The organism is Rubrivivax rivuli (assembly GCF_004016505.1).
Taxonomy (GTDB): domain Bacteria; phylum Pseudomonadota; class Gammaproteobacteria; order Burkholderiales; family Burkholderiaceae_C; genus Rubrivivax; species Rubrivivax rivuli.
Map to the genome: position 1 here is coordinate 381,819 of NZ_SACR01000004.1, position 19,868 is coordinate 401,686.

16 protein-coding genes and 2 riboswitches are annotated in these 19,868 nt (G+C 70.9%); of the genes, 4 read left to right on the forward strand and 12 right to left on the reverse strand.

Translation table 11 applies throughout. The features are described 5' to 3' along the window. Positions 1 to 65 precede the first annotated feature (65 nt). From EOE66_RS14060 to EOE66_RS14095, 8 genes are all read right to left on the reverse strand, one after another. Positions 66 to 1,457: an L-serine ammonia-lyase gene (locus tag EOE66_RS14060; protein WP_128229362.1), complete on the reverse strand. Its 1,392-nt coding sequence runs from the start codon at positions 1,455 to 1,457 to the stop codon at positions 66 to 68. A 10-nt stretch (positions 1,458 to 1,467) separates the two neighbouring features. Continuing rightward, a complete protein-coding gene (gene gcvP, locus EOE66_RS14065; protein WP_128229363.1) occupies positions 1,468 to 4,368 on the reverse strand; it encodes an aminomethyl-transferring glycine dehydrogenase in 2,901 nt (966 codons plus the stop codon). 50 nt (positions 4,369 to 4,418) lie between these two features. Beyond that, complete coding sequence (gene gcvH, locus EOE66_RS14070; RefSeq protein ID WP_128229364.1) at positions 4,419 to 4,793, reverse strand: glycine cleavage system protein GcvH; 375 nt, start codon at positions 4,791 to 4,793, stop codon at positions 4,419 to 4,421. 41 nt (positions 4,794 to 4,834) lie between these two features. Further along, a complete protein-coding gene (gcvT, locus tag EOE66_RS14075; RefSeq protein ID WP_128229365.1) occupies positions 4,835 to 5,974 on the reverse strand; it encodes a glycine cleavage system aminomethyltransferase GcvT in 1,140 nt (379 codons plus the stop codon). Between the two features lie 59 nt (positions 5,975 to 6,033). Beyond that, positions 6,034 to 6,157, reverse strand: a riboswitch (glycine riboswitch). 131 nt (positions 6,158 to 6,288) lie between these two features. After that, complete coding sequence (locus tag EOE66_RS14080; protein WP_128229366.1) at positions 6,289 to 6,864, reverse strand: TMEM165/GDT1 family protein; 576 nt, start codon at positions 6,862 to 6,864, stop codon at positions 6,289 to 6,291. A gap of 8 nt (positions 6,865 to 6,872) precedes the next feature. Beyond that, positions 6,873 to 7,048: riboswitch (yybP-ykoY riboswitch) on the reverse strand. A 29-nt stretch (positions 7,049 to 7,077) separates the two neighbouring features. Beyond that, positions 7,078 to 7,797, reverse strand: coding sequence for a hypothetical protein (locus EOE66_RS14085; RefSeq protein ID WP_128229367.1), 720 nt, complete (start codon positions 7,795 to 7,797; stop codon positions 7,078 to 7,080). Between the two features lie 8 nt (positions 7,798 to 7,805). Continuing rightward, positions 7,806 to 8,669 (reverse strand): MipA/OmpV family protein, encoded by an 864-nt coding sequence (locus EOE66_RS14090; RefSeq protein WP_128229368.1) that lies wholly within the window; start codon positions 8,667 to 8,669, stop codon positions 7,806 to 7,808. 98 nt (positions 8,670 to 8,767) lie between these two features. Then, entirely contained in the window at positions 8,768 to 9,859 is a 1,092-nt protein-coding gene (locus tag EOE66_RS14095) for a DUF6352 family protein (RefSeq protein ID WP_128229369.1), read from the reverse strand. Positions 9,860 to 9,974: 115 nt separating this feature from the next. On the opposite strand from EOE66_RS14095, the gene EOE66_RS14100 reads away from it, so the two are divergent. Next, positions 9,975 to 10,817: a nitroreductase family protein gene (locus EOE66_RS14100; RefSeq protein ID WP_128229370.1), complete on the forward strand. Its 843-nt coding sequence runs from the start codon at positions 9,975 to 9,977 to the stop codon at positions 10,815 to 10,817. Between the two features lie 22 nt (positions 10,818 to 10,839). Here the strand turns inward: EOE66_RS14100 and EOE66_RS14105 are convergent, their stop codons facing one another. Both EOE66_RS14105 and EOE66_RS14110 read right to left on the reverse strand, forming a co-directional pair. Continuing rightward, positions 10,840 to 11,697, reverse strand: a complete 858-nt coding sequence (locus EOE66_RS14105) for a hypothetical protein (protein WP_128229371.1) — start codon at positions 11,695 to 11,697, stop codon at positions 10,840 to 10,842. Positions 11,698 to 11,782: 85 nt separating this feature from the next. After that, positions 11,783 to 13,981 carry an ATP-binding protein gene (locus EOE66_RS14110; RefSeq protein ID WP_164885108.1) on the reverse strand — a complete coding sequence of 733 codons (2,199 nt, stop codon included), beginning with the start codon at positions 13,979 to 13,981 and terminating at the stop codon, positions 11,783 to 11,785. A 134-nt stretch (positions 13,982 to 14,115) separates the two neighbouring features. Here EOE66_RS14110 and EOE66_RS14115 point away from each other — a divergent pair, with 134 nt between their 5' ends. The 3 genes from EOE66_RS14115 to EOE66_RS14125 are packed head-to-tail and all read left to right on the forward strand — an operon-like array spanning position 14,116 to position 18,673. Then, positions 14,116 to 16,206, forward strand: a complete 2,091-nt coding sequence (locus EOE66_RS14115; RefSeq protein WP_245479041.1) for a S46 family peptidase — start codon at positions 14,116 to 14,118, stop codon at positions 16,204 to 16,206. Positions 16,207 to 16,230: 24 nt separating this feature from the next. Beyond that, positions 16,231 to 17,877, forward strand: a complete 1,647-nt coding sequence (locus EOE66_RS14120) for an acyl-CoA synthetase (protein ID WP_128229373.1) — start codon at positions 16,231 to 16,233, stop codon at positions 17,875 to 17,877. A 10-nt stretch (positions 17,878 to 17,887) separates the two neighbouring features. After that, on the forward strand, positions 17,888 to 18,673 hold the full coding sequence (locus EOE66_RS14125) for an enoyl-CoA hydratase (RefSeq protein ID WP_128229374.1): 786 nt from the start codon (positions 17,888 to 17,890) through the stop codon (positions 18,671 to 18,673). Between the two features lie 6 nt (positions 18,674 to 18,679). On the opposite strand, the gene EOE66_RS14130 is transcribed toward EOE66_RS14125, so the two are convergent. Then, positions 18,680 to 18,874 (reverse strand): type II toxin-antitoxin system antitoxin, encoded by a 195-nt coding sequence (locus EOE66_RS14130; RefSeq protein WP_128229375.1) that lies wholly within the window; start codon positions 18,872 to 18,874, stop codon positions 18,680 to 18,682. 21 nt (positions 18,875 to 18,895) lie between these two features. Further along, entirely contained in the window at positions 18,896 to 19,792 is an 897-nt protein-coding gene (locus EOE66_RS14135) for an SPFH domain-containing protein (RefSeq protein WP_128229376.1), read from the reverse strand. Between the last annotated feature and the right edge of the window lie 76 nt (positions 19,793 to 19,868).

The window sequence follows — 19,868 nt, forward strand, 5'->3', positions numbered from 1 at the left end:
TCGGCCGCCGCCTGGCGAACTTCAGTGATTTATGGCGGCTTTGGTCACCTGCAAGCGAGGCGTGTTCAACACTCGACGATGTTCACCGCCAGCCCGCCGCGGGCCGTTTCCTTGTACTTGCTCATCATGTCTGCGCCGGTCTCGCGCATGGTCTTGATGACCTTGTCGAGGCTGACGAAGTGCGTGCCGTCGCCGCGCAGCGCCATGCGCGCGGCGTTGATGGCCTTGACGCTGGCGATCGCGTTGCGCTCGATGCAGGGTATCTGCACCAGCCCGCCCACCGGGTCGCAGGTCAGGCCCAGGTGGTGTTCCATGCCGATCTCGGCGGCGTTCTCCACCTGCTCCGGCGTGCCGCCCATCACCGCGCACAGCGCGCCGGCGGCCATGCTGCAGGCCACGCCCACCTCGCCCTGGCAGCCCACCTCGGCGCCGCTGATGCTGGCGTTTTCCTTGTAGAGGATGCCGATGGCCGCGGCGGTGAGCAGGAAGTCGATGACGCCAGTGTCGTTGGCGCCCGGCACGAAGCGCGTGTAGTAGTGCAGCACCGCCGGCACGATGCCGGCCGCGCCGTTGGTGGGCGCCGTCACCACGCGGCCGCCAGCCGCGTTCTCTTCGTTCACGGCCAGGGCGTAGAGGTTCACCCAGTCCAGCACCTGCAGCGGGTCGCGCAGGGCCTGCTCGGGGTGGGCGGTGAGCGCGTCGCGCAGCGGCTTGGCCCGGCGCTTGACCTGGAAACCGCCGGGCAGCACGCCTTCGGTGCGGCAGCCGCGTTCCACGCAGGCCTGCATCACGCCCCAGATCTTCAGCAGGCCGGCGTCGATCTCGGTGTTGCTTCGCCAGTGGCCTTCGTTGGCGCGCATCACCGCGGCGATGCTGCCGCCGATCTCCTGGCAGCGCTGCAGCAGTTCTTCACCACTGCGGAAGGGGTGCGGCAGCACCGTCGTGTCGGGCGCGATGACCTTCTGCTTCGCGCCATCGGCCGCCACCTCGTCGCTGACGACGAAGCCGCCGCCCACCGAGTAGTACACGCGGCTGGCGAGTTCGGCCCCCTCGGCGTCGAAGGCCGTGAAGCGCAGGCCGTTGGCGTGGAAGGGCAGGCTCTCGCGGCGGAAGAACTTGAGGTCGTCCTTCTCGTTGAAGGCCACCGCGTGCTGGCCCAGCAACGCGATGCGGCCTTGGCTGCGCATCGCCGCCAGCAGGGCCGGCACGGCATCCACGTCCACCGTGTCGGGCTCGTGCCCGGCCAGGCCCAGCAGCACGGCCTTGTCGCTGCCGTGGCCCTTGCCGGTGGCACCCAGGCTGCCGTAGAGCTGGCTGAGCACGCGCGCGGTGCGCTGCAGCAGCCCGTCGTGCGCCAGCCGCAGCGTGAACAGGCGCGCCGCACGCATCGGGCCCACGGTGTGGCTGCTGCTCGGGCCGATGCCGATCTTGAAGAGGTCGAAGACGGAAACGGCCATGGCTGCAGACTCAGGCGTAGTCGCTCAGCGGCGGGCAGCTGCAGCTGAGGTTGCGGTCACCCCAGACGTTGTCGACGCGGCCCACCGGCGCCCAGTACTTCTGCTTGCGCAGGCTGGCCACCGGGTAGGCGGCTTCTTCGCGCGTGTAGGGGTGGGCCCACTCGCTCTTCAGCAGCGAGGCCGCGGTGTGCGGCGCGTTCTTCAGCGGGTTGTCGTCCTGGGGCCAGGCGCCGCTTTCCACCTTCGCGATCTCTTCGCGGATGGCGATCATCGCGTCGCAGAACCGGTCCAGCTCGGCCAGCGGCTCGCTCTCGGTGGGCTCGATCATCAGCGTGCCGGCCACGGGGAAGCTGAGCGTGGGCGCATGGAAGCCGTAGTCGATGAGGCGCTTGGCCACGTCTTCGGCGCCCACGCCGCTGGTCTTGGCCAGCGGGCGGATGTCGAGGATGCACTCGTGGGCCACGCCGCCGCCCTTCAGGCCGGCATCACCGCCGCTGTAGAGCACAGGGAAGTGCCCGGCCAGGCGCGCGGCAATGTAGTTGGCGGAAAGAATCGCCACCTCGGTCGCGTCACGCAGGCCCTCGGCACCCATCATGCGGCAGTACATCCAGCTGATGGGCAGCACCGCGGCGTTGCCCAGCGGCGCGGCGCTCACGGCGCCCACGCTGTGCGCGCCACCCACACCCGCCGTGCGGTGCGCGGGCAGGAAAGGCACCAGGTCTTCCACCACCGCCACCGGGCCCACGCCGGGGCCGCCACCGCCGTGCGGGATGCAGAAGGTCTTGTGCAGGTTCAGGTGGCTCACGTCACCACCGAACTCGCCCGGCGCGGCCACGCCCACCAGCGCGTTCATGTTCGCGCCGTCCACGTACACACGCCCGCCGTGCTGGTGCACCAGGGCGCAGAGCTCCTTCACGCGCACCTCGAACACGCCGTGCGTGCTGGGGTAGGTGATCATCACCGCGGCCAGGTTGGCGCTGTGCTGCTCGCACTTGGCCTTCAGGTCGTCGATGTCGACGTTGCCCATCGCATCGCACTTGGTGACGACCACCGTCATGCCCACCATCTGCGCGCTGGCCGGGTTGGTGCCGTGCGCGCTTTCAGGAATCAGGCAGATGTTGCGGTGGCCTTCGCCACGGCTCTCGTGCCAGGCCTTGATGACGAGCAGGCCCGCGTATTCACCCTGGCTGCCCGCGTTGGGCTGCAGGCTCACGCCGGCGTAGCCCGTGGCCTGCGAGAGCCACGCACAGAGCTGGTCGTTCATCGCCCAGTAGCCCGCGAGCTGCTCGCGCGGCGCGAAGGGGTGCATGTGCGCGAATTCGGGCCAGGTGATGGGGATCATCTCGCTGGTGGCGTTGAGCTTCATCGTGCAGCTGCCCAGCGGGATCATCGTGCGGTCCAGCGCCAGGTCCTTGTCGCTCAAGGACCGGATGTAGCGCAGCATCTGCGTCTCGCTGTGGTGCGTGTTGAACACCGGGTGCGTGAGGTAGGCGCTGGTGCGGCGCAGGCCTTCGGGGATGAGGCTGTCCACACCCTTCTCGAAGGCGGCCCACTCGGGCAGGGCCTGGCCGTCCTTGGCGAACCACGACCACAGCGCGTTCACGTCGGCGCGCGTGGTGGTTTCGTCCAGCGCCACGCTCAGGTGCGTGGGCGAGAGGCGGCGCAGGTTGGCTCCCGCGGCCAGGGCCTTGGCGAGCACGGTGTCGGTGTCGGCGCCGGTGGCGATGGTGATCGTGTCGAAAGCCGCCGGCGTGATGACCTGGCGGCCCAGCTGCTGCAGGCCCTGCGACAGGATGGCCGTGTAGCTGGCCACGCGCTGCGCGATGCGCTTCAGGCCCGCGGGCCCGTGGTAGACCGCGTACATGCTCGCGATCACCGCCAGCAGCACCTGCGCCGTGCAGATGTTGCTGGTGGCCTTCTCGCGGCGGATGTGCTGCTCGCGCGTCTGCAGCGCCAGGCGGTAGGCGGGCTGGCCGTGGCTGTCGATGCTCACGCCCACCAGGCGGCCGGGCATGCTGCGCTTCCACTCGTCGCGGCAGGCCATGTAGGCGGCGTGCGGGCCACCGGCGCCCATGGGCACGCCGAAACGCTGCGTGGTGCCCACCACGATGTCGGCCCCGAACTCACCCGGCGGCACCAGCAGCGTGAGCGCCAGCAGGTCGGCAGCCACGATGAAGGCCGCGCCCTTGGCGTGCGCTTGTTCGACGAAAGGCTTCAGGTCGTGGATCAAGCCGCTGGTGCTGGGGTACTGCGCGATCACCGCGAAGTAGTCGTGTTCCTGCATCAGCTGCGGCGCCACGCCCACCAGCACCTTCAGGCCCAGCGGTGCGGCGCGCGTCTGCAGCACCTCGATGGTCTGCGGGTGGCAATCACCGGCCACGATGATCGTGTCGCTCTTGGCCTTCACGCTGCGCTTGGCCAGCGTCATGGCCTCGGCGGCGGCGGTGGCTTCGTCCAGCATGCTGGCGTTGGCCATGGCCATGCCGGTGAGTTCGCAGACCATGGTCTGGAAGTTCACCAGCGCTTCCATGCGGCCCTGCGAGATCTCGGCCTGGTAGGGCGTGTAGGCCGTGTACCAGGCCGGGTTCTCGAGGATGTTGCGCAGGATGACGCCCGGCGTGTGCGTGCCGTGGTAACCCTGGCCGATGAAGCTCTTGAGCACCTGGTTTTTCTGCGCCAGCGCCTTCATCTCGGCCAGTGCCTGCGCTTCCGTCACCGGGGCCGGCAGGCTCATGGGCTTGGTGCGCGCGATGGTGCGCGGCACGATGGCCTCGATCAGCGCGCGGCGGCTGGCCGCCCCGATGACGCTGAGCATGTGCCGCTCGTCGTCTTCGTACGGGCCGATGTGGCGGGCGGCGAACTCGGTGGCGTTCTCGAGCTCACCCAGGGGCTTCAGGGCGGACATCAACATGGCGGGGTTCCGGCGTGGGCGGTGGGGCAGCGGGGCAGCAGGGCAGGGGCTTACAGGGTCTTCAGCAGCGCGTCGTAGGCCGGCGGGTCCATCAGGCCGTCGAGCTCGGCGGTGTCGGCCACCTTGACCTTGAAGAACCAGCCGGTGTTCAGCGGGTCGCTGTTGGCCAGCGACGGGTCGTCCTTCAGCGCGCTGTTGATTTCCACCACTTCGCCCGTCACGGGCATGTAGATGTCGGCTGCGGCCTTCACGCTCTCGACCACGCCGGCGACTTCGCCCTTCTTGTAGCTCTTGCCCACCTCGGGCAGGTCGACGAAGACCACGTCACCGAGTGCGTCCTGCGCGTGCGGCGTGATGCCCACCACCGCGGCGGCGGTGTCGGTGGTGTTGATCCATTCGTGGTCGGGGGTGAACTTGGTGCTCATGGGGCGGGGCTCCGGGTGGGGATGGATGGAGAGAGGGAGGTTCAGCGCTTGTAGCGGTGGGGGGCAAAGGGCATCGGCGCGATGCGCATCGGCAGCTTCTTGCCACGCACTTCGGCATACACCTCGGCGCCGGCCGCGGTGTGGTTCAGCGGCAGGTAGGCCATCGCGATGGGCTGGTTCACCGTGGGGCCCAGGGTGCCGCTGGTCACCACGCCGAGCCTGTGGCCGTGGGCGTCGACGATGGGTGCGCCTTCGCGCACCGGGGCGCGCTCCAGGCCGACCAGGCCCACGCGTTTGCTGGGCGCGGCGCCGGCCAGGTGGCTTTCGATGACGTTCGCACCCGGGTAACCGCCGGCGCGTGCACCGCCAGGGCGGCGAACCTTCTGGATGGCCCAGGTGAGGCCGGCTTCCACGGGGCTGGTGGTCTCGGTGATGTCGTGGCCGTAGAGGCACAGGCCGGCTTCCAGGCGCAGCGTGTCGCGCGCGCCCAGGCCGGCGGGCGCCACCTCGGGCTGGGCCAGCAGCGCTTCGGCCAGGGTGACGGCCTGCTCGGCGGGCACGCTGATCTCGAAACCGTCTTCGCCGGTGTAGCCCGAGCGCGTGACGAAGCAGGCCGTGCCGGCCAGTTCGAACACGCCGCCGCTCATGAAGACCAGGCCGGCCACGGCCGGGTTCAGGCGCGCCAGCGCGTCCACGGCCTTCGGGCCCTGCAGCGCCAGCAGCGCACGCTCAGGCATGGGCACCACGCTGCAGCGGTGGCCGATGTGCGTTTGCAGGTGCTTCACGTCGGCATCCTTGCAGCCGGCGTTCACCACCAGGAAGAGGTCGCCGAAGGCGGCGCGGGCGGCCTCGTCGGGCCGCACCACCATCAGGTCGTCGAGCAGGCCGCCGCTGGCGTTGGTGAAGAAGGCGTAGCGCTGGCGGCCCACGCCGAGGTCGACGATGTCCACCGGCACCAGCGTCTCCAGCGCGGCCGATGCATCAGCGCCCACCAGGCGCACCTGGCCCATGTGCGAGACGTCGAAGAGCGCGGCCGATTCGCGGCACTGCTTGTGCTCGGCCATCAGGCCGGCGGGGTACTGCACCGGCATGGCGTAGCCCGCGAAGGGCACCATACGTGCGCCCAGGCGTTGGTGCAGGGCGTGCAGGGGGGTCTGGAGCAGGGGGATGTCAGCGGACACGGGGAACCTTTCGAGGGCGTCGATGCAAACACCGCCATGGGAAGCCATGGAAGATGTGCCGGGCCCTCGCTGTCCGCTTTACCTGAGAGATTCAGCGCCAGGGCATCGCGTCGCGACCCCTGGGCCTTGCCCCTTCGGTGGGCCGCCTGTGTGACCTGGCGGCCTCTCTCCAGTGAGGTGAGGAAGTCAGTCCTTTTGCCTGAGCGTTCGAGGCGACTCTCGTCGCCTCTGCGCCTTCGGCGGCCCCGCACAGCGTGATGCCGGGGGGCTCTCTCCTGACGGCGCGCAGTGTATCAGCGGGCCTGCTTCGCCGATCAGAAGAACCGGCCGACGTTGAACAGCGTCAGCACGCCCAGCACCGCGAAGATCAGCGCGGCGATGCCGTGCACCAGCGCCATCTTCACGCGCCTGGCGATGGCATCACCGAGAAAGACCGCCGGCACGTTGCTGATCATCATGCCCAGCGTGGTGCCCAGCACCACGGCCAGCAGGTCGGGGTAGCGCGCGGCCAGGGCCACGGTGGCGATCTGCGTCTTGTCGCCCATCTCGGCCAGGAAGAACGCGATGAAGGTGGTGCCGAAGACGCCCCAGCGTGCGGGCTGCTTGAGCACCTCGTCGCCGTCGATCTTGTCGGGGATGAGCATCCAGGCCGCCATGGCCAGGAAACCCAGGCCGATGACCCAGCGCAGCACGTCAGGGCCCAGGGCCTGTGCCACCCAGCCGCCCACCGCACCGGCTGCGGCATGGTTGGCGATGGTGGCCACGAAGATGCCCGCGATGATGGGCCAGGGCTTGCGGAAGCGCGCCGCCAGCAGCATGGCCAGCAGTTGGGTCTTGTCGCCCATTTCGCCGAGGGCGACGACACCGGTGGAGACGAGGAAGGCTTCCATGCGATGGGATCCCGGGGCCGGCAGAAGACGATGGACTGCACCGCCACCCCGGCCCGACCGGAAGGCGTGCAGTCAAAGGTCTTGCCAGGCTGGACGCTGCCCGCGCCATGGTCGTGAGGACCAAGTGTGTTGACGCGGGCCCCTGCCGGTGGTGGCAGGGCGGCTACTCCCCGATGACGGGCGCGGCGCCGTTCGAGCGCCGCGGGCCGCATTCTAGGCGCGCGGCCCCTGCAGCCGCAGACGCACGCCGGCGCGCGCCCACATCAGCGCCAGTGCGCAGAAGCACAGCACGAAGATCAGCGCGCCCCACCACTCGGTGACGTTCTCGGTGCGCGCCTTGGCCTCGGCCGAGAGCAGCGCCGCAACGATGGCGTTCACCACCCCCAGCGCCACCAGCGTGCAGGCCAGGGCCACGTGCGTGCGCACCAGCCAGTGCGGCAGCAGAGCGGGCCGCTGCCGCGCCAGCGCCTGCACGCCCTGGCCCAGCAGCAGCATGCACAGGCAGGTGAAGCCGAAGTACACCACCGTGCCGTACTGGCGCAGCAGCCGGTAGAGCGCGCCTTCGGTGCCCAGGAAGGTGGCGTAGAGCACCAGCGCAGCCGCCGCCACCACGCCCAGCGCGGCCATCGTTCGCAGCGCGCGCCGCGCGCCCAGTTCGCCGGCCAGCCAGTGTGCGGCCAGCAGCCACACCAGGCCCTGCAGCGTGGCCGCCGGCAGCATCAGCGCGCGGAACAGGTGGTTGGGCAGGTCGTGGCGCGCAGCGCGGCTGATGGAGGTGCAGCCGTCGATGAAGGGGTTGCAGCCCGGCACCAGCTGCAGCTGCACCGACAGCGCGAAAGCCAGCAGCGCCGCCACCGCCGGCACCAGCCCGGCGGCCAAGGCCAGCGGCCACAGCGGCAGGCCGGCTGAAGAGGGCGCTTGCGAAGGTGCCATGTCGTGCATCAGAACCGGTGCACGAGCCCGGCATTGACGTTCCAGCCATCGCGTTCACGCACCAGCGGGCTGCTGGCGGCTTCGTCGATCAGCCGTGTGGCGCTGGCACCGCCGAAGAGCGCCCAGCGCGGCGCGAGTGCGTAGCGCCAGCCGGCGCCCAGCGTGAGATCGCGCAGCCCGGCCGACATCGGCGTGACCGGGTAGCCGCTGCGCGCCGCCTGTTCGGGCGTGATGCCGAAGTAGCTCTGCAGGTGCCGCCGGTCGGCCCAGCCCAGCGAGAGCGTGCCGTTCACAGCCAGCGCGGGGGTGAGCGGCAGGTCGCGGCCGAGCTGGAACTCACCCTGCGTGCCGCCGCCGCGGCCCAGGGCGTCGGTGGTGGTGACGCTGCGCAGGCGCCAGCCGTCGTCGAGCCGGTAGGTGACGCTCAGCCGCAGGCGCAGCGTGCGGCGCACGTCGCCCAGGCCGCGCAGTTCTTCGCTCTCCGATTCACGCCGGCCGCTGTCCAGCCGCAGGCCCAGGCTGCTGCGCAGGCGTTCACCCTGGGCCAGTTCCACGCGCAGGCCGCCACCGCCGGCGGCTTCGGCGCCGCGAACCGAAAACGCACTGCGGCTGGCCAGGCTGAAGCGCCCCCAGCGCACCGCCAGCCCCGGCGCGAGGCTGGTGTCGCGCTGGGCCGAGCCCGGGTAGCGAGGGCCGTGGTTGACGACGAAGCCGATGGCCGCATCCCAGGCGCGCGGCGCGGCGCGCTCCACTTCGGTCTCTTCGGTGCTCTGCGCCAGCGCCGCGGCCCAGGGCCCGGCGGCCAACAGGCCCGCGCAGAAGGCATGGCGCGGGCGCCAGGCAGGGTGGGGCGGCAAGGGTGGCGCTGGCATGGCGCGTGATTGTTCCGGCCTCCCGCCGTGGCACCAAACCGGGCCGCTGTGGCCCCGGGCCGCGCGGTGCCTTGCCGCCCCTCCTTCAGGCCAGGGCGTCAGGCGCCTGCCGGCGCCAGCGGCAGGTTCAGCAGCAGGTTCTGCGGCTTCAGGCGCAAGGTCTGCTCGGCCGTGGCCATCAGGCCCAGGTAGACGGGCTTGCCGGCCACGTCGGGGTGCATGTCGCGCGGGTGTTCGAAGTCCAGGCGGAACAGGCTGACCAGCCGCGCCAGGCGCTCGGGCGCGACCTCGCGGCCTTCGTACAGGTCGTCCATCAGCCGGCTGGCCTCGGCGTCCAGGCCGAGGTGCCAGCGCCATTGCGCGTCGTCGATCTTCTGCAGCGGCGTGATGCGCACCGCCACGCCCAGGAAGTGCCGCACCCAGCGCGCCAGCATCGCGCTCAGCGCCTTCAGGCCCGAGTGCGCGTTCGTGAGGTGGAAGGCCAGGCCGTGGCCGAGCTCCTGCTTGATCTCGTGCGTGAGGTCGAGCAGGAAGATGTGCCGCCCGGCCGGCTTGGCGGCTTCGGCCCAGTAGGCGGCCCGGTTGTCGTGTTCGGCGCCGGCCTGCAGCACCTGCAGTTGCGCCGCCTTCAGCGGTTGCGCGGCCTGGGCCAGCAGGCGGCCGAGGTCGCCGAAGCCGTGGGTCTCGCGCTGCAGGTCCAGCGTTTCCTTGTCGCCGGCGAGCTGGCGGCCGTCTTGCACGCTCAGCCGCTGGGTGCGGAAGAACATCTCGGCCGCGCGCGCCTCGAAGGCGTCATCACCGCCTTCCAGCAGGCCGCGCACCACGGCCTGCACCACCACGTCGATGAAGATCGGCGGCACACGGATGCTGCCGCTGCGCCACAGGCCCAGCAGCCAGGCCTCCAGCGTGCCAGCCTGCAGCAGCGCGTCGCGCAGGGCCAGGAAGTGGCCGTAGTTCTCGCGCGCGTCGGCGTCCTTCAGTGCGGCCAGTTCGGCCGCGGGCACGGGCCGCAGCGGGTCGGCGGCCAGCGCCTGGTGCAGGCGGGTCTCGGCGCGGCAGCTTTCGGGCACCAGCGCCAGTTCGGGCCGGGCCAGCCAGGCGCCGAGCCAGGCCGGGGTGGGCTGCAGCCAGCCCTGGGGGTTGCGTTGCAGCAGCGTGTAGCCGCAGGCGGGCCAGAAGTCGGGGTTCACGGTGGTGGGGGTGGTGCAGTCGTGCGCAGGATGCGCGGCCGATTGTCGTGCGGCCGGCCGGCCCCCGCCCCGGCCTTGGCATGATGCGGGTTCATCCGACCGCCCGAGCCCGCCCTTGACCGACGCCGCCGCCCCCCCGCCTGCCGCCCCCGAGGCCGGCCCGACCGCCCAGGCCTTCGCCCGCCTGATGCAGGCGCACCGCTCGATCCGCCAGTACAAGCCCGACCCCGTGGACAGCGCCTTCATCGACCGCGTGCTCACCGAGGCCTGGGCCGGCAGTTCGTCCAGCGGCAACCTGAACATGGTCTCGGTGGTGAAGAGCTTCGATGCCGCGCGCCGTGCCCACCTGTGCACGCTGCACGCCGGCCAGCCCATGGTGCGGCAGGCGCCGCTGGTGCTGACCTTCTGCGCCGACACCCACCGCACGCGGCAGTGGCTGGCGCAGCGCCAGGCCCGGCCGGGCTTTGCCGATTTCCACAGCTGGCACGTGGCGGCTTTCGACGCGATGATCCTGGCGCAGACCACGTCGCTGGCGCTGGAGAGCCACGGCCTGGGCATCTGCTACATGGGCACCACCATGAGCTCGATGCGCACCATCGCCGACTTCCTGGAACTGCCGCCGCACTGCCTGCCCGTCACCAGCCTGGTGGTGGGCTGGCCCGACGAAGCCCCGGCGCAGCGCGACCGTCTGCCGCCGCAGGCCTGGATCCACGAAGAGCGCTACCACCGGCCCACGCCGCAGGACATCGACACCCACTTCGCGCAGCGCGAGCAGCGCGGCCGCGAGCGCTACCTGGCCGTGGGTCCCGAGATGGTGACCGCGTGGCAGCAGCACGGCATCACCTCGCTGGCGCAGTACTACACCAGCCCCATCAAGTACGACCCCGACGTGCTGGCCGAGAACTCGGCCGCCATCGAAGCCGTGCTGCGCGAGCGCGGTTTTCTCGCGCCGGGATGAAGCGGCCCCGGCGCTGTAAGCCTCAGAAGGCCAGGCGCACTGCCACGCGCGGCCCCGAGAGTTGGTAGCGGCCCTCTTCGTTGCCGCCGAAGATGTCATCGTCGGGCGTGGACGTGCCGCTCAGGCGCCAGTAGGCGGCCTCCACGCCGATATAGGGGCTGGGCTGCCATCGCAGCCCCGCGCGCAAGTGCGTGCTGCGGGAACTGCGCTCGCGCAGGTGGTCCACGCGGGCATCGACATGCAGCGTCGCGGCAGGCCGTGCGCTGAAGAACAGGCCCAGCAGCGGCAGCAGGTCGGCGTTCAGCAGGTTCGACTGGTAGCTGGCGCTGGGCAACTGGTAGCGCACGCGGTCGCGCACCGAACCCCCGCCGAAGCGCACGCCGAACTCGGTGTCACCGCGCTGCAGCAGCGCCAGGCCGCCAGCCACGCTGGTGTACGAGAAGCGCTGCGTGGGGCTCACGACGGTGCCGGCGGGCACGGTCTGGCCGAAGATGAGCAGGTTGCGTTGTGTCGCGGTGGTTGCGCGGCGCTCGTTCTCCAGTCGGTCGACGCTGAGGTGCCAGGCCAGGCCGATGAGGCGGGTGTAGCCGAGCGTCGTGATGTCGCTCTTGCGGCGCAGGCCGAAGTCGCTTTCCAGGCTGAAGGCTTCGCCCAAGCCGCCGCTGAAGGTGCTGTTGCGCAGGCCGGCCTGCACGCGGTGGTCTTGCGTGGCCTGCCACAGGCCGATGTCGAAGAGGTTGCGCGGGCCGCTGCGGGCGGCGGGCACCTCGAAAGCCTGGGCGCAGACCGGGGCCGTGCAGGCCATGGTGGCCAGGCCCCAGGCGGCCAGTTGAGTGGCGAGCGCGGGCCTGCGCAGCGGCGGTGTGGAACGGTGATTCAAGCGTGAACTCCCTGGTTGCTGAACAAGCGCATGGCGGCCCGCGTCTGCGCGCGGTGGGGCGGCCGGTGTCGCGCCGGGGCGCAGTCTAAGGTCGCCCAGCCGGCTGCGCCGTGGCGCGGCCCTGCAACATCGGCAGCAGGTCTTCCAGCGTGTTCTGCTTCTGCAGCACGCCGCGCACGCCGGCGGCCAGCGCCTTGCCGAGCAGCTCTTCGGTGATGTAGCCCGAGCTGATGTAGACCGGCGTGCCGGGGCACAGGTCTGCCAGCTCGTGCGCCACGTCCAGACCCGACAGGCCGGGCATGTTGTAGTCGGTGATGACGATGTCGAAGGCCCCGGGCTCGCTGCGCAGCCGTTGCAGGGCCTGCGTGCCGCTGCCCAGCACCTCGGCGCGGTAGCCGGCCTGGGCGAGCAGACGCTCGACCATCAAGGCCACCACCGGGTCGTCGTCGATGTACAGCACGCGCAGGCCTGCTGCGCCGGCGGGCAGGGGCGGGGGCGCCGGCGCGGCCGGCGTGGGCGCGGCGGTGTCCGGGGCGCCGTCCCTCGCGGGGGCTGGGGGTGCGGCCAGGGGCAGGTAAACGTGCACCGTGGTGCCTTGGCCGGGGCTGCTGTCGATCGCGATCTCGCCGCCGTGCGCGGCCACGATGCCCTGCACGACAGGCAGGCCCAGGCCCGTGCCCTCGCCGCTGGGCTTGGTGGTGAAGAAGGGCTCGAAGATGCGGGCCTGCGTGGCTGCGTCCATGCCCGTGCCTTCGTCGCGCACCCACAGGTGCGCGCAGGGCTGCCCGGCCAGCGGACTGTCGGGCCGCAGCGTGTGCAGGGGCGCGGCGCGCGCGCTCAGGCCGATCTCGATGCAGCCGCTGCGGCCCTGCATCGCGTGGCTGGCGTTGGTGCACAGGTTCATCAGCACCTGTTGCAGCCGCGCGGCATCCACGGCGGCGTGCACGGGTGCCAGGTCGGGCTGCACATGCATCTGCACGCTGGCCGGCAGCGTGGGGCGCAGCAAGGCGGCGGTTTCCTCCAGCAGCGGCAGCAAGGGCTGCTGGGCCAGCGCCTGGGGCTGGCGGCGGCCGATGGCCAGGATCTGCTGCACCAGCGTGCGCCCCCGCGCCGCGGCCGTGCGCACCTGCTCCAGGCTGCCCACCGCCGGATGCGTGCCCTCCAGCTCGCGCCGGGCCAGCGCCACGTTGCCGATGATGGCCGCCAGGATGTTGTTGAAGTCGTGTGCGATGCCGCCGGCCAGCGTGCCCAGCGATTCGATGCGGCGCGATTCGAGCAGTTGCTGCTCGAGCGAAAGCCGCTGGCGCTCGGCCTGCTGCACGCGCCACACCAGCAGCGACATCGCCGCTAGCAGCGCCAGCCAGATGCTGCCCGTGGCCCAGGCCAGACGGCGCCATCCGGCCAGCACCTCCTGCCGGCTCATCGCCACCGTGAGGAAGAAGGGATAGCCCTGAACGCGCACCGTCCCCGACATGCGCTCCACGCCGTCAGTGAAGGCGCGGTACTGGCTGATGGCCTCGGCCTTGCCGGCGGCCATCGCCTGCCAGATCACATGCTGGGCCGGCATCGGGCTGTTGACCTCGGCTTCGATGTGCGGCCAGCGAAGCACCATGGCACCGTTGCGGTCGGTGCGGCGCAGGAAGACCGCGCCTTGCTGGCCGATGTCGAGCTGCTGGAACTGGCGCTGGAAGAAGCTGAGGTCGATGGGCGCGAGCACGGCCCCGGCCAGCTGGCCGTCGGGTTCGCGGATGGGGTAGGCGACGACCATCGTCGGCCGCCCGCTGAGCCGGCCCGTCACGACTTCGGAGAAGACGAGCGCGTTGTTCGGGTCGGCCTGCAGGCGCTTGAAGAAGTCGCGGTCGGCATAGTTCACGCGCGCCGTCGCCCCGGGCGTGGAGGCGTAGCGGTTGTCGCCCCGGGCGTCGACGATGCGCAGGGCGATCAGTTCCTCGAAGGCGCGCGACAGCGCGGCCAGTTCGCCGTTGACGCGCGGGCCGAACATCGCCTCGGCGCCAGGTTCCAGGGCCTGCAGCGGCGTGCTCCGCGCCACGGCCTGCACCACCGCATCGGCGCGGCGGAAGGTGGCGTCCAGCCGCACCTGCATCGTGCGGGCGTAGTTCAGGGCCGAGGTCTGCGCGCCTTCGATGGCCTCCACCCTCGCCTGCCACAGCAGGTGGCCGATCAGCAGCGTGCCCGCCACGGCCGCCGCGGCCAGCAAGGCCAGGTGGGGCAGGGGGCGTGCGGCGTGCGTCGGGGCGGTGGCTGGGGCAGGAGGGGGCGGCATGGCGGCTTCCGTCTGCGGCCCTGGCGGGCACCACGCGGTTTTACACGCTGTGACGCTCTTGCGGCGGCAGGGCATCATCGGGCCTGGCCGGCGCAGGGCTGGCACTTGAGGAGTTGTCTTCGATGGCGAGGTCGGTGGATCGATGGCGGGCTGCCGTGCTGCGTGTGGCGGTGCTTTGCGCGGGCGGGGTGATGGGGGCGGCCTCGTGGTCTGCCGAGGGCATGTGGACGCTGGACAACCTGCCGCGTGCGCAGATGCAGGCCAGCCAGGGCCACGCGCCCGACGCGGCCTGGGTCGACCGCGCCATGCGGGCCGCCGCCAGGCTGGCCGGCGGGTGCTCGGCGAGTTTCGTGTCGTCCTCCGGGTTGGTGATGACCAACCACCACTGCATCACGCGCTGCCTGCAGCAGCTCAGCAGCCCCACGCTCGACCGCATGGCCACCGGTTTTCTTGCGCGCGAACGCGAGCAGGAGATCCGCTGCCCCGATTTCGAGATCAACCGGCTGGAGGCCATCACCGACGTCACCGAGCAGGTGCGCGCGGCCACGGCCGGCAAGCAGGGCGCGGCCTACCAGGCGGCCGAAGACGCGGCCCGTGCGCGGCTCACGCGCGAGTGCCGCGGCAGCGACGTGGAGAACACGCGCTGCGACATGGTCACGCTGTACCGGGGCGGCCAGCACCAGCTCTACAAGTACCGGCGTTATTCAGATGTTCGTCTGGTGTGGGCGCCCGAGGCCGCGGTGGCGGCGTTCGGCGGTGACCCCGACAACTTCAACTTCCCGCGCTGGTGCCTGGACGCGGCCTTCCTGCGTGTCTACGAAGGCGGCAAGCCGGCACCCGTGCAGCACCACTTCCCCTTCCGCGCCGAAGGCCCGCAACCGGGCGAGCCCCTGTACGTGACGGGCCACCCTGGCAACACCCAGCGCCTGTTGACGGTGGCGCAGCTGGAATTCCTGCGCGAGAACCTGGGCACCGAGGTCATCCCGCGCAACAGCGAGATCCGCGGCGTGATGCTGCAGTACGCACGTGGCGACGCCGAGGCGCAGCGCCTGGCGCAGGGCGCGCTGCAGGGCATCGAGAACGGCCTGAAGGTGCAGCGCGGGCAGTTGCTGGCGCTGAACGACCCGGCCGTGATGGACGCCAAGCGCAGCGCCGAGGCGGCGCTGAAAGCCTTCGTGGCCAGCCAGCCCGAACTGGCGGCGCGAACCGGCGACCCCTGGGCCGAGATCGAGGCGGCGCAGCGCATCAAGCGCGACCTGGACGCCGAGATGCAACTGCTGGAAGAGGGCCGGGGCTTCCTGGCCGCGCACTTCGGCTACGCGCGCACGCTGGTGCGCGGTGCCGCCGAACGGAGCAAGCCCAATGCCGAGCGCCTGCGCGAGTTCAACGAGACCAACCTGCCGCAGATCGAGCAGCGCCTGCGGGCGGCCGCGCCGGTGTACCCGGCTTTCGAGCAGGCACGGCTGGCCTGGTCACTGACGCGCATGCGTTCGCAACTGGGCGCCGACCACGCGCTGGTGCGCCAGGTGCTGGGGCAGCGCACGCCGGAGCAGGTGGCCGCCGAGCTGGTGGCCGGCAGCCGGCTGGCCGACCCGGCCGAACGGCTGCGCCTGTGGGCTGGCGGGCAGGCCGCCATCGACGCCAGCGCCGACAGCTTCATCCGCCTGGTGCGCGCCATCGATGCCGATGCGCGTGCACTGCGCAAGCGTTTCGAGTCGGAGGTGCAGGCGGTCGAACGCCGCGCCGCCACGCGCATTGCGCAGGCGCAGTTTGCACAGAGCGGGCGCAACGCCTACCCCGACGCCACCTTCTCGCTGCGCCTGAGCTACGGCGAGGTGGCCGGCTGGACAGAGAAGGGCCAGCCCGTGGCGCCCTACACCGACTTCGCCGGCGCCTTCCGCCGCCACACCGGCGCGGCGCCCTTTGCGCTGCCGGCGCCGTGGCTGGCGGCGCGCGAGAAGCTGAACCCGGCGCAGCGCTTCAACTTCGTGACCACGCACGACATCATCGGCGGCAACAGCGGCAGCCCCATGGTCGACCGCGAAGGGCGCGTGGTGGGCCTGATCTTCGACGGCAACATCCACTCGCTGGGCGGCAGCTTCAGCTACGACGGCAGCCGAAACCGCGCGGTGTCGGTGCATGCGGGGGCCATCGTCGAGGCACTGCGCACGGTCTACGAAGCGCCGTCGCTGGTGCAGGAACTGCTGGGCTCCGCCCGGCCTTGAAACCCCGGCAGGAGCGCGCGCCGCATGAGCATCTACGAGCAGCATCTCGGCCGCCAGGCGGCCAACTTCACGGCCTTGTCGCCGGTGAGTTTCGTCGAGCGCAGTGCCGAGGTCTTCGGCGATCTGCCGGCGGTGGTGCATGGCGCACGCCGCTACACCTGGGCCCAGGTGCGCGAGCGCAGCGCGCGGCTGGCAGCGGCCTTGCGGGCCCTGGGCGTGGGGCGCCTGAGCACCGTGAGCGTGATGCTGCCCAACACGCCCGAGATGGTCGAAGCGCACTACGCCGTGCCCGCGCTGAACGCGGTGCTGAACACGCTGAACACGCGGCTGGATGCGCCGCTGCTGGCCTGGCAGATGAAGCACTGCGAGGCCGCGGTGCTGATCACCGACACCGAGTTCGCGCCGGTGATGAAGGAGGCGTTGCGCCTGCTGCGTGATGAGCACGGCCACAGCCCCGTGGTCATCGACGTGGCCGACACCGAGCACGCCGGCCCGCACGAACGCCTGGGCGCGTGGCTCTACGAAGACCTGCTCGCCGCCCACGCCCCGCTGCCGGTGCTGACCGGCCCAGCCGACGAGTGGGATGCCATCGCCGTGAGCTACACCAGCGGCACCACCGGCGACCCCAAGGGCGTGGTCACCCACCACCGCGGCGCCTACCTCAACGCGGTGTGCAACGCGGCCACCTGGACCATGCCGCACTTCCCGGTCTACCTCTGGACCCTGCCGATGTTCCACTGCAACGGCTGGTGTTTCCCGTGGACCGTGGCCATGCTCGGCGGCACGCACGTGTGCCTGCGCCGCGTGGAGGCCGGTGCCATCCTGCAAGCCATGCGCGAGCACGGCGTGAACCACTACTGCGCGGCGCCCATCGTGCACAACCTGATCATCAACGCCGACGCTGCACTGCGCGAGGGCATCACGCAGCAAGTGCGCGGCATGGTCGCGGGCGCGGCGCCGCCGGCCGCCATGATCGAAGGCATGGCGAAGATCGGCTTCGACATCACCCACGTCTACGGCCTCACCGAGGTCTACGGCCCTGCCGCCGTGGCCGTGAAGCGAGACAGTTGGGCCGCTGAAGACTTGAGCGAACAGACGCGCCTGAACGGCCGCCAGGGTGTGCGCTACATGCTGCAGGAAGGCATGACGGTGCTGCACCCCGAGACCCTGGCCGAAGTGCCGGCCGACGGCCAGACCATGGGCGAGATCATGTTCCGCGGCAACCTGGTGATGAAGGGCTACCTGAAGAACCCGGCGGCCACCGACAAGGCCTTCGAAGGCGGCTGGTTCCACACCGGCGACCTGGCCGTGCTGGAGCCCGACCGCTACGTGAAGATCAAGGACCGCAGCAAGGACATCATCATCAGCGGCGGCGAGAACATCAGCAGCCTGGAGGTGGAAGACGCGCTCTACCGCCACCCCGCCGTGCTGGCCTGTGCCGTGGTGGCGCGGCCCGACGCCAAGTGGGGCGAGACGCCGGTGGCCTACGTCGAGACCAAGGCCGGCAGCACGGTGACGGCGGCCGAACTGGTGGCGCACTGCAAGGCGCTGCTGGCGGGCTACAAGGTGCCGCGCGAGATCCGCTTCGAGCCCATCCCGAAAACCAGCACCGGCAAGATCCAGAAGTTCCAGCTGCGCGAGCGTGCCAGGAGCAGCTCGGCCATCGAATGAGGAGACGCGCATGAGCACCAGCGACACCGATCTCGTGCTGTTCGAGCAAGACGCCCGTGGCGTGGCCAAGCTCACGCTGAACCGGCCGCAGGCCTTCAACGCGCTGAGCGAAGGCCTCATCGAGGCGGTGCACGCCGCGCTGCAGCGCGTGGCCGCCGACGAGACCGTGAAGGTGCTGGTGCTGGCCGCCGCCGGCCGCGCCTTCTGCGCCGGGCACGACCTGAAGGAGATGCGCGCCGAGCCGGCCCAGGCTTACTACGAGCGTCTCTTTGGGCAGTGCGGCCGCATGATGATGGCCGTGCAGCAATTGCCCGTGCCGGTGGTGGCGCGTGTGCAGGGCATTGCTACCGCGGCGGGCTGCCAGCTGGTGGCGATGTGCGACCTGGCCGTGGCCAGCCGCGACGCGAAGTTCGCCGTCAGCGGCGTGAACCTGGGCCTGTTCTGCAGCACGCCCAGCGTGGCGCTGAGCCGCAACCTGGGCCGCAAGGCGGCCTTCGAGATGCTGGTGACGGGCGACTTCATCAGCGCCGATGAAGCGCGTGAGCGCGGCCTGGTCAACCGCGTTGTAGACGCTGCGGAGCTTGACGCCGAAGTGGCGCGCCTGGTCGAGCGCATCGCCGCCAAGCCGCGCGTGGCGCTGACCATGGGCAAGGCCCTGTTCTACCGCCAGCTCGAAGGCGGCATCGCGGCCGCGTATGAAGACGCCGCGCGCACCATGGCCTGCAACATGATGGACGAGAGCGCGCTGGAAGGCGTGCAGGCCTTCATCGAGAAGCGCCCGCCGGCCTGGGCGTGAGCCCGCTCAATCTGGCGCCTCTTCGGCCGGGGGCGGCCTGGCCGGCGCCACGCGCCGCCCGCGTTTGGCCAGCGCCTCGCGCAGCAGGTACTCCACCTGCGCGTTGACGCTGCGCAGCTCTTGCGCGGCGAGTTTCTCCACCTCGGCCCACACCTCGGGGTCGATGCGCAGCGGGAACTGTTTTTTGCGCGGGCTGGCCATGCCGCAGCAGCGCGGGGCGCGTCAGCTGTACAGCGTGCCGGTGTTCACCACCGGCTGCGTTTCGCGGTCGCTGCACAGCACCACGAGCAGGTTGCTCACCATGCTGGCCTTGCGCTCGTCGTCCAACTGCACCACGTTGCGCTCGCTCAGGCCCTGCAGCGCGGCTTCCACCATGCCCACCGCTCCCTGCACGATCTTGTGGCGCGCGCTGACGATGGCCTCGGCCTGCTGGCGGCGCAGCATCACCTGCGCGATTTCCGGCGCGTAGGCCAGGTGGCTGAGCTTGGCGTCCTGCACCTCCACGCCGGCGGCGTCGAAGCGGGCCTGCAACTCGTCGCGCAGCGCCATCGACACCGCGTCCATGCCGCCGCGCAGCGTGGGCTGGCCGGCGGGAAGGTCTTCGCCGTCGTCGTAGGCGTAGAGGCTGGCCAGGTGGCGGATGGCGGCTTCGGCCTGCACGGAAACGTAGGTTTCGTAGTCGTCCACGTCGAAGGCGGCCTGCGCGGTGTCGCGCACACGCCAGACGACCACGGCGCCGATCTCCACCGGGTTGCCGCGCTGGTCGTTCACCTTCAGCGGCGCCACGTTGAGGTTGCGCGAGTGCAGCGACAGCCGGCCCTTGCGCGCCAGCGGGTTGGCCCAGCGCAGGCCCTCGCCGCGGTCGGTGCCGGTGTATTCGCCAAAGAGCGTGAGGTTGGCTGCTTCGTTGGGCTGCAGCATGTACAGGCCCAGCAGCGTCAGCACGCCGCCGGCCAGCGTGAAGGGCAGCAGCGCCAGCAGCAGCGGCCCGCCACCGCGCGCCGCCAGCAGGCCGATGAGCGGCGTGGCCAGCAGCAGCGCGATGCCCAGCGCGGCCATCGGGTAGCCGTTGCGCGTGGCGGCGGCACGTTCATGGCGGCGAGATGCTTGGGGCTGCATGGAGCTCTCCTTGATCTGATCTGAAAGTGATATCACTTTAGGATCAATCGCGGCTCCCGTCAACAGGCCTGCAAGC